14 protein-coding genes and 1 pseudogene are annotated in these 15,079 nt (G+C 68.2%); 8 read left to right on the top strand and 7 right to left on the bottom strand.

From position 1 onward, the window contains the following. Window positions 1–119: 119 nt before the first annotated feature. The 4 genes and pseudogenes from Q0326_RS07835 to Q0326_RS07820 all read left to right on the top strand — a co-directional run bounded on the left by Q0326_RS07835 (window position 120) and on the right by Q0326_RS07820 (window position 4,959). Window positions 120–758 (top strand): peptidylprolyl isomerase, encoded by a 639-nt coding sequence (locus Q0326_RS07835; RefSeq protein WP_298688870.1) that lies wholly within the window; start codon window positions 120–122, stop codon window positions 756–758. 55 nt (window positions 759–813) lie between these two features. Continuing rightward, a pseudogene (locus Q0326_RS07830) lies at window positions 814–3,125 on the top strand (GH92 family glycosyl hydrolase). A gap of 60 nt (window positions 3,126–3,185) precedes the next feature. Next, complete coding sequence (locus tag Q0326_RS07825; RefSeq protein ID WP_298688868.1) at window positions 3,186–3,971, top strand: SDR family oxidoreductase; 786 nt, start codon at window positions 3,186–3,188, stop codon at window positions 3,969–3,971. 151 nt (window positions 3,972–4,122) lie between these two features. Then, a complete protein-coding gene (locus Q0326_RS07820) occupies window positions 4,123–4,959 on the top strand; it encodes an alpha/beta hydrolase (protein ID WP_298688866.1) in 837 nt (278 codons plus the stop codon). Here the strand turns inward: Q0326_RS07820 and Q0326_RS07815 are convergent. The 4 genes from Q0326_RS07815 to Q0326_RS07800 all read right to left on the bottom strand — a co-directional run bounded on the left by Q0326_RS07815 (window position 4,919) and on the right by Q0326_RS07800 (window position 8,329). Then, the gene (locus Q0326_RS07815; RefSeq protein ID WP_298688864.1) at window positions 4,919–5,497 is read right to left on the bottom strand and encodes a hypothetical protein; all 579 of its coding nucleotides are present in this window, start codon (window positions 5,495–5,497) and stop codon (window positions 4,919–4,921) included. The two genes, Q0326_RS07820 and Q0326_RS07815, sit on opposite strands and share 41 nt — an antisense overlap. After that, entirely contained in the window at window positions 5,494–6,219 is a 726-nt protein-coding gene (locus Q0326_RS07810; RefSeq protein ID WP_298688862.1) for an OmpA family protein, read from the bottom strand. Before Q0326_RS07810 ends, Q0326_RS07815 begins: the two co-directional genes overlap by 4 nt. A 1-nt stretch (window position 6,220) precedes the next feature. Continuing rightward, the gene (locus Q0326_RS07805; protein WP_298688860.1) at window positions 6,221–7,708 is read right to left on the bottom strand and encodes a hypothetical protein; all 1,488 of its coding nucleotides are present in this window, start codon (window positions 7,706–7,708) and stop codon (window positions 6,221–6,223) included. Between the two features lie 75 nt (window positions 7,709–7,783). Continuing rightward, a complete protein-coding gene (locus Q0326_RS07800; protein WP_298688858.1) occupies window positions 7,784–8,329 on the bottom strand; it encodes a DedA family protein in 546 nt (181 codons plus the stop codon). Between the two features lie 218 nt (window positions 8,330–8,547). Here Q0326_RS07800 and Q0326_RS07795 point away from each other — a divergent pair, with 218 nt between their 5' ends. Beyond that, entirely contained in the window at window positions 8,548–8,952 is a 405-nt protein-coding gene (locus tag Q0326_RS07795) for a reverse transcriptase-like protein (RefSeq protein WP_298688856.1), read from the top strand. A gap of 3 nt (window positions 8,953–8,955) precedes the next feature. Here the strand turns inward: Q0326_RS07795 and msrA are convergent, their stop codons facing one another. The 3 genes from msrA to Q0326_RS07780 all read right to left on the bottom strand — a co-directional run bounded on the left by msrA (window position 8,956) and on the right by Q0326_RS07780 (window position 10,978). Continuing rightward, entirely contained in the window at window positions 8,956–9,468 is a 513-nt protein-coding gene (gene msrA / locus Q0326_RS07790) for a peptide-methionine (S)-S-oxide reductase MsrA (RefSeq protein WP_298688854.1), read from the bottom strand. Next, a complete protein-coding gene (gene msrB / locus Q0326_RS07785; protein WP_298688851.1) occupies window positions 9,465–9,914 on the bottom strand; it encodes a peptide-methionine (R)-S-oxide reductase MsrB in 450 nt (149 codons plus the stop codon). The genes msrA and msrB overlap by 4 nt, the downstream gene beginning before the upstream one ends. 155 nt (window positions 9,915–10,069) lie before the next feature. Continuing rightward, entirely contained in the window at window positions 10,070–10,978 is a 909-nt protein-coding gene (locus Q0326_RS07780; RefSeq protein ID WP_298688849.1) for a fructose bisphosphate aldolase, read from the bottom strand. 230 nt (window positions 10,979–11,208) lie between these two features. On the opposite strand from Q0326_RS07780, the gene Q0326_RS07775 reads away from it, so the two are divergent. From Q0326_RS07775 to glpD, 3 genes are read left to right on the top strand one after another with little or no spacing between them, the layout of a single operon-like run. Next, window positions 11,209–12,018: an MIP/aquaporin family protein gene (locus Q0326_RS07775; protein ID WP_298688847.1), complete on the top strand. Its 810-nt coding sequence runs from the start codon at window positions 11,209–11,211 to the stop codon at window positions 12,016–12,018. Window positions 12,019–12,035: 17 nt separating this feature from the next. Further along, a complete protein-coding gene (gene glpK, locus Q0326_RS07770) occupies window positions 12,036–13,523 on the top strand; it encodes a glycerol kinase GlpK (protein ID WP_298688845.1) in 1,488 nt (495 codons plus the stop codon). A 5-nt stretch (window positions 13,524–13,528) separates the two neighbouring features. Next, window positions 13,529–15,016 (top strand): glycerol-3-phosphate dehydrogenase, encoded by a 1,488-nt coding sequence (gene glpD / locus Q0326_RS07765; protein ID WP_298688843.1) that lies wholly within the window; start codon window positions 13,529–13,531, stop codon window positions 15,014–15,016. The last annotated feature ends 63 nt before the right edge of the window (window positions 15,017–15,079 follow it).

The raw sequence follows: 15,079 nt of genomic DNA, 5'->3' as shown, positions 1-15,079 counted from the left end.
GCCACTGTATCGCTCTCTTCCCCGTCATTCCGGACGTGATCTGCAGGAATGACGGAAAGGCCAAAGCACCGCGCACGATGGCAATTCCGCTTTCGCGCGCTTCGCCCTAGACTGTGCCCATGATCGCCAGACTCACCGCCACCGCCCTGCTCTGCCTCGCCGCCGCACCGGCCGTCGCGCAGCCCCCCATACCGCCGGCGGCTGCGCCTACCGCCCCCGCGGCCCCGCAATTTGCGCTGGTCAAGGTCCGCCTGCAGACCAGCGAGGGCCCGATCGTGCTCGCGCTCGAAAAGCAGCGTGCGCCGATCACCACCGCCAACTTCCTGCGCTATGTCGATCAGAAGAAGCTCGACGGGGTGAGCTTCTATCGCTCGGTCAAGGTTACGCCGACGATCGGCTTCATCCAGGGCGGCACGCGCAACGATCCCAAGCGCACGCTGCCACCGATCAAGCATGAGCCGAGCAGCACGACCGGCGTCCACAATGTCGACGGCACGATCGCTATGGCGCGCAACGCGCCGGGCACCGCGTCGGGCGATTTCTTCATCCTGGTCGGCGACGAACCGACGATGGACGCCGATCTCAAAGCGCCCGGCGACAACCAGGGCTTCGCGGCATTCGGCCATGTCGTCGAGGGAATGGACGTCGTCCGCCACATCATGGACGCCGCGACCTCGGCCACCGCCGGCGCGGGCGTGATGAAGGGATCAATGATCGCCGACCCGATCCGGATCATCGCGGCGAAACGGGTGGAGTAGGCGCGCCGCCAATCCCCGCTTCCGTCCGACGCGTCGCCCTGCTTTAAGTGCGCGCATGATCTCCCGCCTCGCGCTCGCCGCCGCCCTGCTCTGTGCCGCCCCCGCCGTTGCGGGCACCACCTATGACGCGGTCGATCCGATGATCGGCACCGGCGGCGGCGGCCACACCTATCCGGGTGCGACGGCGCCGTTCGGGATGGTTCAGCTGTCGCCGGATACCGACACCGGCTGCGTGATCCGCAGCTGTTACGCGCATGCCGCGGGCTACCAATATGGCGACCCGACGATCCAGGGCTTCTCGCACACGCATTTCTCGGGTGCGGGGCACAGCGACCTCGGCGACTTTCTCGTCATGCCCGTGTCGGGCGACGCGGTGCCGCTCGAACCCGGCGACCCGCAGAAGCCGGGCTCCGGCTACCGCTCGCGCTTCGACCACAGGAGCGAGGTCGCGCATCCGGGCTATTATGCGGTGACGCTGACCGACGCGCACGTCCGCGCCGAACTTACCGCCGTCACCCGCGTCGGCGCGCATCGCTACACCTTCGCCGCCGGCAAGGCCGCGCATCTCGTGCTCGACCTGCGTACCTCGCTCTACAATTATCCGGGCAAGACGCTGTGGTCGTCGATCCGGCTGCGCCCCGACGGCACCGTCACCGGCTGCCGGCAGACGCGCGGCTGGGCGCCCGACCGCATCCTCTGCTTCGCGATGCGCTTCTCGGCGCCGCTCACCGACCACGCCTTCGCCGACACCGAGACCAACATCGCCTACAAGGGCTTCAGGGCCCCGGCCGCGGCAGCGATGCGCTCGCCGAGAAGACGGGGCGCGCGCTGGTCGCGCGCTTCGATTTCGGCCACCTTGCGCACCCGCTCGAGGTCAAGGTCGCGCTCTCCTCGGTCGACGAGGCGGGCGCGATCGCCAATCTCGATGCCGAGCCCGGCGATTTCGACGCGATCCGCGTCGAGACCAGGGCCGCGTGGGAAACCGCGCTGGGCGCGCTCGATCTGCAAGCGCCGGCGCCGATGAAGGCGAACCTCGCCACCGCGCTCTACCACGCCTTACTCGCGCCATCGGTCGCGAGCGACGTCGATGGCCGCTATCGCGGGCCCGACAATGCGGTCCACAGCGCGACCGGCTTCACCTTCCGCTCGACCTTCTCGTTGTGGGACACGTTCCGCGCCGAGCATCCGCTGCTCACCATCCTCCAGCCGCCCGCCACAACGACCGACGTCGTCCGCTCGCTCGTCGCCAGCCAGCAGGAGAGCCCGTTCGGCATCCTGCCGGTCTGGCAATATCAGGGCCGCGAGACCTGGACGATGATTGGTTATCACGCCGTCCCCGTCATCGCCGACGCCTATCTCAAGGGGATCGGCGGCTTCGACGCGAAGCAGGCGCTCGACGCGATGGTCGCGAGCGCCAACTACGGCCCCTATGGCGGCCTCGCCGACTACAAGCGGCTCGGCTACGTCCCGATCGACAAGGAGCCCGAGGCGGCGTCCAAGACGGTGGAATATGCCTATGACGACTGGACCATCGCGCAGATGGCGAAGAAGATGGGCCGCGCCGACATCGCCGCCACCTTCGAGAAGCGCGCGCAGAACTGGCGCAACGGCTTCGACGTCAAGACCGGCTGGGTGCGCGCGCGGCTGTCGACGGGCGCGTTCCGCGAGCCGTTCGACCCGGTCTCGATCAAATATGGCTCGGACTATACCGAGGGCAATGCGTGGCAGTACAGCTGGTTCATGCCGCAGGACGAGGGCGGCCTCGTCACCGCGCTCGGCGGCGACGCCAAGACCGTCGCCAAGCTCGACGCGATGTTCAATTATGACGACTCCAAGCTCGACTATTCGGGCTCGGAAGACATCGCCGGGCTGATCGGCCAATATATCCACGGCAACGAGCCCAGCCACAGCGTCGCCTATCTCTACAGCTATGCCGGCGCGCCGTGGCGGACCGAGGAGCGGCTCAAGCAGATCGTCGACAGCCAGTACAAGCCGACCCCCGAGGGCTTGGCGGGCAATGACGATCTCGGGCAGATGTCGGCGTGGCTCGTCTTCACCGGGCTCGGCTTCTACCCGGTGACGCCGGGCAGCCTGCAATATGTCATCGGCCGCCCGTTCGTCGATCGTGCGACGCTCGCCCTGCCCAACGGCAAGCGCTTCACCGTCGTCGCCGACGGCCTGAGCGACGCGCACCCCTATGTCGGGCGCGTGTTGCTCGACGGCGCGCCGCTCACCAGGGGCTATATCACCCATGCCGAAATCATGGCGGGCGGCGAGCTGCGCTTCACGATGCAGGCGACGCCCGACAAGACGCGGGCGACCGCTCCGGCAGACCGCCCCTTTTCGATGACACCCTACCCGCACTGACCTTTCGGACGGCGCACCGCGTCCCTACCTGCGTCGCTCAACCGAAGGAGCCTCGCGCGCATGGACCTCAACCTCAGCGGCAAGACCGCCCTCGTCACCGGATCGACCGCCGGCATCGGCCTCGCCATCGCCGAGCGGCTTGCGCAGGAGGGGGCGGAGACGATCATCTGCGGGCGCAGCCAGGACAAGCTCGACGAGGCCGCGGCGCGGATCGGCAAGCTGGGCAAGGTGCGTGCAGTGCTCGCCGATCCCGGTACCGCCGAAGGCGCCGCGACGCTGATCGCGGCGGTCCCCGATGCCGACATCCTGATCAACAATCTCGGCATCTACGAAGCCAAGCCCTTCACCGAGATCAGCGATGCCGACTGGCATCACCTCTTCGAGGTCAACGTCGTCAGCGGCGCGCGCCTCTGCCGGCATTATTTTCCCAAGATGCTGGCGAAGGATTGGGGCAGGATCATCTTCATCGCCAGCGAGAGCGCACTGATGATCCCCGAGGAAATGGTCCATTACGGCACCACCAAGACCGCGCAGCTGGCGATCGCGCGCGGGCTCGCGGTGCAGACCAGGGGCACCGGCGTGACGGTCAATTCGGTGCTGCCGGGCCCGACGCGCTCGGCCGGCATCGTCGACTTCATCCGCAGCACCGCCAAGGACAAGAGCCTCTCCGACGAGGAGCTCGGCAAAAACTTCGTCCAGACCGCGCGGCCGTCGTCGTTGATCGGGCGGCTGACCGAACCCGAGGAGATCGGCGCGATCGTCGCCTTCCTCGCCAGCCCGCTCGCCGCGGTCACCAATGGCGCGGCGATCCGCGCCGAGGGCGGGATCGTACCGACGATCGCGTGAGGACAGCGGCGGCAGGCCCTCACGCCCGTCATTGCGACCCCGGGATTTCGTCCCGGGGAAGCCATCGGGCTCGACAGGCGTTGAGCTGGATTGCGTCGCTGCTTCGCGCTGCGCGATACGGCTGGGGACAGGCTTGCGTCAGGAGGCGCCGATGGACAGGATCGTGATCGAGGCCAACGGCCAGCATTTCGATGCGCTGGCCTGCGGACCGCGCGATGGCGAGCTGCTACTCTGTCTGCACGGTTTCCCGCAATTCGCCGACGCCTGGCTGCCGATCCTCGAAAGCTTCGCGGCCCATGGCTACCGCGCCGTCGCGTTCGACCAGCGGGGCTATTCGCCGGGCGCGCGCGCCCTCAAGCGCGCCGCTTACACGATGCCGCATCTCGTCGCCGACGTTATCGCCGTCGCGGACGCACTCGGTGTCCACCGTTTTCATCTGGTCGGCCACGATTGGGGCGGCGCAGTCGGCTGGGCGGTGGCGGGCGGCTATGCCGATCGTCTTAAGACGCTGACGATCCTGTCGACGCCGCACCCGTCCGCGCTCGCGGCCGCGATCCGCAGCGATCCGGACCAGCAGGCGCGCTCCGCCTATATGTTGATGTTCCGCGCCGCGCCCGGCATCGCCGAGACCTATCTGCTCGCCGACGACGCGGCCCAGTTGCGCGCCGCCTATCGCGGCAAGGTCGCGCCGACGCAGGTCGAGGCGATCGTCGGGCGGCTGCGCGAGGACGGTGCGCTGACCGCCGCGCTCAACTGGTATCGGGCCATGGGGGACAATTCGCTGGTCGGGCAGATCATCGTGCCGACACTGTTCGCGTGGGGCGACGAAGACCAGGCGCTGGGACGCACCGCGGCGCTCGCCACCGCGCGCTTCGTCGACGGCCCCTACCGGTTCGAGATCGTCGAAGGCGGCTCGCATTGGCTGATCGACGAGCGGCCGGAGCAGATCATCGCGTTGCTCGCGCCGCACCTGCAGACGCCGCGCTGACGAACGCCCCGTTCGCCAGCGGGCCGACGAAACCCGTATCGCGAAGCAGGGCGGCCGGATCGGCAGCGGCTCGCAACGCCTCGCCGAACGTGTCGCTGCCCTCCCACAATCGCCACGTCTGCCCCGCGGCACGCCAGGCCCAGCCATGGCGATCGGCGGCCGCCGCTGCCGCCCCGCGCAACCGCCCGAACGCCGGATGATCCACCGGATAGAGGCCCAGATAAGTGGCGATCACTGCGCGATCGATGCTGCGCCGACCATCTTCCGCCAACCGCTCGACCAATGCGCTCGCGAGACGCGCGCGTCCGCGATCCGTCCAGATCGTGCGCAGCAGGCGGCGCAGATCGGCGATCGATAGCGCGCTGAGCCCCTTGTCCTCGGCGCGTTCGATCAAGTCGGATGCGCCCAAGCCGCCCGGGATGCGTCGCGCCTCGAGCCCGGCGGCGATGCGCTCGATCGCGAACAGCCGTTCGACCGACAGCACGGGATGGCCGCCCCTGCGCGCCAGCGCAATCGACGCCTCGCGCAGCCTGCTCACCGGCGCGGCTCCCGGGTCTGCGGCGTCGCCATCAGGAAGCGCAGATCGATGCGGCGGTTGCGGCGCTTGGCATCGGGCGTGCCGCTGGGATCGACGGGGCGGTCGGCACCATAGCCGCTGACGCTGAGGATCGGCTGCGGCGCGCCCTGCCCCGGCAGCTGGTTGCGCATCTCCCCGAGCCCCGGCGCCTCGGCGACCAGCGCGCGGAAGGTGTTGGTCGCGCGGATCACCGAGAGATCGAGATTGTCGCGGATCAGCCCCTGGCCGGCCATCGGATCGCTGTCGGTATGCCCCTCGATGAAGATCGCGTCGACATGCTGCGCGGTCGCCGGACAGCCGGTCGCGGGCCGCGGATAGGTATAGCAGGGCAGGATCTGCTGCATCGCCTGGCCCAGCACCGCCACCGCCTGCCGCCCGCGCGGCGTCAGTTCGGCATGGCCGACGTCGAACAGCACGTCCTCGGGCAGCCGCAGCACGCCGCTGCCGGTGTCGATGCTGACCGCGAGACCATGGTCGCGGAGCTGCTCGTCGAGGCGTTTCAGGATCGCCGCCCGGCTCTGCTCCGCGCTCGACAGGTCGTGCGTGGTCTGGCGGAACTGCAGCGCGAAATAGAGCAGCAGGATGATGAACACGAACAGCAGGCCGACCATCATGTCGGCCATCGAGACGAAATAGCTCTCCTGCTCCTCCTCGGACCGCGACCGGCGGACGCCCCGCGCCATGTCAGCGCTTCGCCGGAAGATCGCCGCGCAGGTCGTCGAGCACCGCGGTGAGGTCGCCGATCACCTCGAGCGCGCCCGCCAGCCGATCGACTGCCTGCCCCAGCGCGCGATCGATGCGCCCGATCTGTTCGGTGAGCGCGCCGGCATGCTCGGCCGACGCTGCGTGGATCCGCTCGAGCGCGCCGGCGAGCGAGACGTCGACCGCGTCGAAGCGCTCGCGATAGCTGTCCCACGCGCGCGCGGCGGCGCGGCTGGTGTCCTCGAGACTCTCGGCGGTCGCCTTGAGCGTGGCCTCGCCCTGTTCGGTGCGGCGGGTGGCGACGTCGAGCAGGTCCTGCGTGGCGAGCACCGAGCGCTCGATCGACACCGTCGCGGTCCTGAGCGGCGCGAACACCGCGCTCATCTCGCCGACGACGCGGCCGAGCGTGGCGAGCAGCGTCTTGACCTCGTCGCTGGCGGCGGTGAGCGTCTCGGCCTGCGTGTCGGTCGCGTCGGTCGAGCGCTTGATCGCCTTGCCGAGCGCGGCGCCGACGCCTTCGGAAGCCTCGGCGACGATCCGCCCGGTCATCGCGCCGACGCGCGCGTCGAGCCCGTCGAGCGTCGCCGACAGCCGGTCGGTGGCGAGCGCGAAGTCGCGCGCCGCGTTCGAGATCTGCTCGCCCGCCTCGCCGGACGGGGCGCCCGCCCCGCCCGATCCGACAGCGTTGGCGGGCGTGGTGCGCCCGGCCAGCAGCTCATTGTGGCGACGCGCCTCGATCAGCTGCTCGGCGGCGATGCGCTGCGGCGAGACCGCGACCGTCCCCGCCTCGATGCGGTCGCACAGCCGCTGGAGCCTGCGGTCGAGACTCGAATGCCAGCGGCGGTCGAAGACGCGCAGGATGATCGACGACAGCACGCCGCCGATCGACGTCCAGAATTTCGCGGCGGTGATATGGAGCAGCGCGACCAGCGCGACCTGCATGTTGGCCGGGTCCGCACTCGCCCCCATCGCCTGCACCGCCTTGAGCAGCGCCGCGACGATGCCGAGGAAGGTGAAGGTCAGGCCGATCGCGACGAAGATATTGGCCCACCAGGCGAGGACGCGCGTCTCGTCGCCGAGATGAAGGAAATAATCCTCGGGCCGCGCCGTCGTGCGCAGCGGGATCTCGCCCGGGTCGAGCAGCGTGCCGCGGAACTGGCGCCAGGCGTGGCGCAGCCCGCTGCCGCCGGGGCCGCCCGCCGACATCGCCGCATCGACCTGGCCGAAGGCGACCGCGAAGGCGCGCTGCGCGCTGGCGTCGTCATCGGCCTCGGCGACAAAGCCGGTGACCTCGAGCCGGTCCGACAACTGACGCGAGAAGGGGGCGTAATGGCGGCGGTAATTGTAGACGATGATCCACGCGCACCAGGCGAGCAGCCCCGAGGCGAACCACAGCGCGATATTGTTGATCGAGAACAGCGCCTCGACGCCCGCATCGATGCCGTCGAACAGCGAATTGAAAGGGTTCATGCGGTCCTGCGGCGGTTGAGCGTGCCGTCGACCTTAGCCGCTGTCCCGGATCGGGCCACGTCTTTTCGCGTGCCGCTAGCGATGCCGGTGCGCGAACAGCGCGATCGCGACACCGATCGAGACGGCGGCGCCGAGCGCGATGCCATAGGGGCCGAAGCCCGGCAGCCAGCGATCGATGGCATGGCCGAAGACATAGCCGGCGAGCGTGAAGGCCGGACCCCAGACCGCCGCCGCCGCGAGATTGAGCGTCACGAAGCGCGCGACCGGCACCCGCGATGTCCCGATCGCGACCGGCGCCACCGCACGCAACCCGTAGGCGAAGCGGAAGAATAGCACCGACGTCACCGGATGGCGCTCGATCACGCCGAGCATGCGGTCGAACGCCGGGCGCCTGCGCATCTTCGCCACCCAACGGCTCGATCGTGCATAGCGGCCGAGGAAGAACCACATCTGGTCGATCAGCAGCGACCCCGCCGTCGCCGCCGCGATCGCCGCCGATAGCGGCACGAGATGGCGATGCGCGAGGAACCCGCCCGCGATCGCGAACGGCTCGCCCTCGACGCCGGCGCCGACGAATATGGCGGGGAGTCCGAAGCGGACGATGAGCGCGTCAAGGGCCATGGCGGTGGCGTTAGGACGTCGCCGCCGCGCTGACCAGCACGCGCGTTCAGCACGAGCGCGCTACACGCTAAGCCGTCATCCTGAACTAGTTTCAGGATCCCGCACGCCACAGGCGAGACGCTTCGAAGGACGGGGATGCTGAAACAGGTTTAGCATGACGGATGGTAGCGCATTGGGATATCCATTTGCTGCCAGCCGGCCGACATCTAAGGATATCCGTGCTCAAACTCTTCTTCGACGGCGGATGCCGCCCCAATCCGGGCGCGATGGAGGCGGCGGTGTCCGTGCGCGGGGTCACGCATCACTGGCCAGCGCTCGGCCTCGGCGACAATAACGACGCCGAATGGCACGCGCTGATCCACGCCGCCACCCTTGCCCGGTCGCTCGGTGCCGCCGACGTCGTGCTGGTCGGCGATTCCGCGCTGGTGATCGCGCAGGCGAAGCGCGTGCAGCCCTGCCGCGCGCCGCGGCTCGAGGCGCACCGCCTCGCCTTCGATGCGGTCGCGACCGGCTTCGATCGCGTCCGCTTCCGCCAGGTCGCGCGCTCGCACAATCTGGCGGGCAGCGCGCTCGAACGGATCAGGGCCGGTCTTTTGGACGCGACCCTGATCGTCCACGGCTGAGGTTCAGGCCGCCGCCGTCGCGCGGTCCGGCAGTTTCCAGCCGGGCCGCGGAAAGTGGCAGGTATAGCCGTTGGGGATGCGCTCGAGATAATCCTGATGCTCGGGCTCGGCCTCCCAGAAATCGCCCGCGGGCGAGACCTCGGTGACGACCTTGCCCGGCCACAAACCCGACGCGTCGACGTCGGCGATCGTGTCTTCGGCGACCGCCTTCTGCTCGGGCGACCGATAGAAGATCGCCGAGCGATAGCTCGCGCCCATGTCGTTGCCCTGGCGGTTCTTGGTCGACGGATCGTGGATCTGGAAGAAATATTCGAGGATCGCGCGGTAGCTCGTCGCCGCGGGATCGAAGACGATCTCGATCGCTTCGGCATGGTTGCCATGGTTGCGATAGGTGGCGTTGGGCACCTCGCCGCCCGAATAGCCGACGCGGGTCGAGAGCACGCCGGGCTGTTTGCGGATCAGATCCTGCATCCCCCAGAAGCAGCCGCCTGCCAGAAGCGCGGTTTCGGTGGTCATGCGATTTCCTCCACTTGGGCCAGATAGGCGCCATAGCCTTCCGCCTCCATGTCCGCGCGCGCGACGAAGCGGAGCGACGCCGAGTTGATGCAGTAGCGCAGGCCGCCACGATCGCGCGGACCGTCGGGGAAGACGTGGCCGAGATGGCTGTCGCCATGCTTCGAGCGCACCTCGGTGCGGAGCATGCCGTGCGTCACGTCGCGCAGCTCGGCGACATTGGCGGGCTCAATCGGCTTGGTGAAGCTCGGCCAGCCGCAGCCGCTCTCATATTTGTCGGCGCTCGCGAACAGCGGCTCGCCCGAGACGATGTCGACATAGATGCCGGGCGCCTTGTTGCCGAGCAGCGGCCCGGTACCGGGACGTTCGGTGCCGCTTTCCTGGGTGACGCGATATTGCTCGGGGGTCAGCGCGGATACGGCTTCGGGGGTCTTGCGATAGTCAGCCATTTTAGGTCTCCCGTTCGATCCCCAAAATGGTGCGCCGCTGTGCGCTTGTCGAGGTCGTGCGCGATCAAAAGCTGTTCCCCGGCGAAAGCCGGGGCCCAGAGTTGCAAGCGCGGCGCCTGAAGCGCTGGACCCCGGCTGTCGCCGGGGAACAGGACTCAGGCCTTCTTGGTCGACGCCGCGTAAATCTCGTCGATCGCGGTCTCGAGCGTCGCATCGAAGGTTGCATCGTCCTGGTCGACGCGCAGATCGCCAAGCAGCGCGCGCGAGAAGCTCGCGATCATGCCGTGGTTCTCGGCAAGCTTGGCGCACGCATCGGCGCGCGAATACCCGCCCGAAAGCGCGACGACACGCATGACATTCTTGTGCGCGATCAGCGGCGCGTACAGATCGGCCTGCTCGGGAATGGTCAGTTTGAGCATCACCTGTTCGCCCTCGGGCAGCGCATCGAGCCCCTTCTTGAGCTCGGCGCAGAGGATCGCCTCGGCGCCGGCCTTGTCGGGGCTCTTGATCGAGACTTCGGGCTCGAGGATCGGGATCAGGCCGTGTTTGGAGATCTGCGCGCCGATCTCGAACTGCTGCCTGGCGATCGCGGCGATGCCGGTCTGGGAGGCCAGGCTGATCGTCGAGCGCATCTTGGTGCCGAACACGCCAAGCCCGACCGCGCGCGCGAGCAGTTCGTCGAGCCCCGCAATCGGCTTCATCAGGCTGACGCCGTCGGCCTCGGCCTCGAGACCCTTATCGACCTTGAGGAAGGGGACGATGCCGCGCTGTTCCCACAGATAGGTCGGCACCGGCGTGCCGTCCGCCTCGCCGTCCATGGTGCGCTCGAACAGGATCGCGGCGATCACCTTGTCGCCGGTGAAGGCCGGCGCGGTCATGATCCGCACCCGCATCGCATGCATCAGCGCGAACATCTCGGCGTCGCCCGAATAGCTGTCCTCGGGAATGCCGTAGAGCTTGAGCGCGCCCGGCGTCGAGCCGCCACTCTGATCGAGCGCGGCGATAAAGCCGCCCTTATCGGCCATCTGGCTCGCCATCTTCTGCGTCGTCACGTCATTGGTCATGAGGGTCATACTCGCTTGAGATGGGGCTTTTTGATGGGCCCGGGAGAGGATCGCGGCTCTTGCACCAAAACTTGCCGCACCGCGCAAGCGCCGATCGTATCGGCAACGCTGTCATCAGATCGGTAGTGAAATGGAACTGACTTATGTCGTCAGCTATTGTGCAAAGGGTCGTGACGACGGCATAACGACGTCCGCGGCTCGCACCGGTGCCGGTAAGGAGAGACTGCCCGATGGACCCTGGACGCAAGGCGTTGCTGGGCGAGCTGATCTCCGAGGCCGTGGCGATCCTCATCGTCATCAGCTTCGGCTGCTCGGTCGCCGGCATGTACATCCTCTACGACCCCAGCCCCTATAAGACCGCCTATTGGGGCGTGTGCATCACCTGGGGCATGGCGGTGTCGATCTCCATCTACGTCACCGGCGCGGTGTCGGGCACGCACGCCAATCCCGCGGTGACATTGGCGCTCGCGGTCTATCGCGGCTTTCCCTGGTGGAAGGTGGTGCCCTATTGGTGCGCGCAGGTGATCGGCGCCTTCCTGGGCGCGGCGCTGGTCTATGCACTCTACTACAACGTCATCGACCATTTCAACGCGACCGAGCACCTCACCCGTGCCGCGGGTGGCGCCGCCGGCGTGTTCTTCACCGCGCCCGGCACCGCGGTGACCCCGATGAAGGGCTTCATCGACGAGATCATTCTCACCGGCTTGCTGATGTTCGGCATCTTCGCGGTGACCGACGAGTTCAACACCATGGCGCCGCAGGCCAATTTCGGTGCGCTGGTGATCGGGCTGCTGGTCGCGATCATCGGCGCGTCGGCGGGCTATCTCGAGGCGTGGGCGCTTAACCCCGCGCGCGATTTCGGGCCGAGGACCTTCGCCTGGCTGATGGGGTGGGACGCGTCCGCCTTCCCCGGTGTCGGCAATTATTGGTGGGTGCCGATCGTCGCGCCGCTGATCGGCGGGCTGATCGGCGGCGGCGCGCAGCATCTGCTGATCCGCCCCTTCCTGCCGCGCGACAAGCCCGCGGCCGGCCCGCAATGATCCAGGAGAGCTAGACCGTGAGCGACACCATCATCCTGGCCATCGACCAGGGCACAACCTCGACACGCAGCATGACCTTCGGCACCGACGGCGTGCCGCGCCACAGCGAACGCCACGAGTTCGAGCAGCATTATCCCAATCCCGGCTGGGTCGAGCACGACGCGGAGGACATCTGGCGCGACACGGTGGCGACGATGAAGGCGGTCGCCGAGAAGGACGGCGGCACGATCGCCGGAATCGGCATCACCAACCAGCGCGAGACCGTCGTCGTCTGGGATCGCAAGACCGGCGAACCCGTCCACAACGCGATCGTCTGGCAGGACCGCCGCACCGCGAAATATTGCGCGCAGCTCGAGGCCGACGGCTGCGAACCGCTGGTCCGCGAGCGCACCGGGCTGATCCTCGACCCCTATTTTTCGGGGACAAAGCTCAAATGGATCCTCGACGAGGTCGACGGCGTGCGCGCCCGCGCCGAGAAGGGCGAACTCGCCTTCGGCACGATCGACAGCTTCCTGCTGTGGCGGCTGACCGGTGGCAAGGTCCATGCGACCGATGCCTCCAACGCCTCGCGCACGCTGCTGTTCGACATCCACAAAGGCGCGTGGGACGCCGATATGCTCAAGATGCTCGACATCCCCGAGAGCCTCCTCCCCGAGGTGAAGGACAATTCCACCATCTTCGGGGAGACGACGTCCGATCTGCTTGGCAAGAGCATCCCGATCGGCGGCATGGCGGGCGACCAGCAGGCGGCGGTGGTCGGCCAGGCCTGTTTCGCGCGCGGCGACGCCAAGTCGACCTATGGCACCGGCTGTTTCGTGCTGCTCAACACCGGCGACGAGGCGGTGACCAGCAAGAACGGCATGCTCACCACCATCGCCTATCAGCTGGACGGCAAGCGCACCTATGCGCTCGAAGGCTCGATCTTCGTCGCGGGGGCTGCCGTGAAATGGCTGCGCGACGGGCTTGGGCTCATCAACCGCGCCGCCGACACCGACGACATGGCGACCAAGCTTGACGGCAACGACGGCGTCTACATGGTGCCGGCCTTCGTCGGCCTCGGCGCGCCGCATTGGGATCCCGACGCGCGCGCGTCGATCACCGGGCTCACCTTCGCTGCGACCGGGTCGCATATCGCCCGCGCCGCGCTCGAATCGGTCGCCTACCAGACCGCCGACCTGATCGACGCGATGGTCGCCGACGGCGCGCGCGACGCCCGCCAGATCCGCGTCGACGGCGGCATGGCGGCCAACGACTGGTTCTGCCAGTTCCTCGCCAACATGCTCGACACCGAGGTCGCACGCCCCGCCAATATCGAGACCACCGCGGCGGGCGCGGCGTTCCTCGCCGGCATGGCGGTCGGCGTGTGGAACGGCATCGACGAGATTTCTGCGGCCTGGAAGGGCGAGCGGACGTTCACGCCCGACATGACCAGCGACGCGCGGGCCGGGCTCAAGGACGGGTGGCAGGAAGCGCTGAGCCGGACCCGCTCCAAGATCGAGGCGTGACCAGCATGAGCGATACCGATTTCGATCTGCTGGTGATCGGCGGCGGCGTCAACGGCACCGGCATCGCCCGCGATGCGGCGGGCCGCGGCCTGCGCGTGCTGCTTGTCGAGCGCGACGATCTGGCGGAACATACTTCGTCGGCGAGCACCAAGCTGATCCACGGCGGCTTGCGCTATCTCGAATATTACGAGTTCCGCCTCGTCCGCGAGGCGCTGGCCGAGCGCGAGAAGCTCCTCGATGTCGCCCCGCATCTGATCACGCCGATGCGCTTCGTGATGCCGCTTGCCAAGGGGATGCGACCGGCCTGGCTGATCCGCATGGGGCTGTTCCTCTACGACCATATCGGCGGGCGGACGCGGCTGCCCAAGTCGATCGGGGTGCGCCTCGACAAGACCAAATGGGGTGCCGGGCTCAAGCCGATCAGGCGCGGCTTCGTCTATTCGGACGGCTGGGTCGACGATGCACGGCTGGTCGTGCTCAACGCGGTCGACGCCGCCGAGCGCGGCGCCGACATCCGCACCCACACGAGCTTCGAGCGCGCCCGGCGCGAAGGCGATCGCTGGGTCGCGACGCTGGGCGACGGCAGCACCGTCACCGCGAGCGCGATCGCCAACACCGGCGGGCCGTGGGTCGGCAAGGTGCTCGAGGACATGCCGCAGGCGCATGCCGAGAACCCGCCGCGGCTGGTCAAGGGCAGCCACATCATCGTGCCCAAGCTGTTCGACGGTGCCCATGCCTACATCCTCCAGAACGAGGACAAGCGCATCGTCTTCGCGATCCCCTACCAGGACGATCTCACGCTGATCGGCACCACCGACAAGCCGTTCGAGGGCGACCCGTCCGCGCCCAAGATCGACCCCGACGAGACCGACTATCTGTGCGCGAGCGTCAACGCCTACTTCACCAAGCAGGTCGGGCCGGCGGACGTCGTCGGCAGCTATTCGGGCGTGCGGCCGCTGTTCGACGACGGCCACGCCAACGCCTCCGAGGTGACGCGCGACTATGTGCTGCGGCTCGGCACCGAGGAGTCGCCGCAGGTGCTATCCGCCTTCGGGGGCAAGATCACGACCTACCGGCGCCTGTCCGAACATGCGCTCGAGAAGCTGGCGCCGTTCCTGCCCGCGATGGCGAAGCCCTGGACGGCGGGCGTGCCGCTGCCCGGCGGTGATCTGCCCAACAGCGATTTCGCCGCCTTTCTCAAGACGGTGCGTCAGCGCTGGCCGTTCCTCGACGAGATCAGCGCGACGCGGATGGCGCACGCCTATGGCACGCGGATCGATCGCGTGCTGGGCGAGGCGACGTCGCTCGACGATCTCGGCCACGGCCTCTCGACGCGCGAGGTCGACTATCTGGTCGAGCACGAATGGGCGCACAGCGTCGATGACATCCTGTGGCGGCGGACCAAGCTTGGCCTCCACGGCGGCGACACGCTGCGCGCGGCGGTGAGCGCCTATCTCGCGCGCCGTGCGAAACAAGCCGCAACGCCCCTGTAATCAGATCCGTTCGCACTGAGCGACGTCGAAGTGCGTGTTGCGAGCGCAGCGCGCGAAACATGT

It is taken from the genome of uncultured Sphingomonas sp. (genome assembly GCF_937859915.1).
Taxonomy (GTDB): Bacteria; Pseudomonadota; Alphaproteobacteria; order Sphingomonadales; family Sphingomonadaceae; genus Solisphingomonas.
This window is presented reverse-complemented; position numbering and strand designations above follow the sequence as displayed.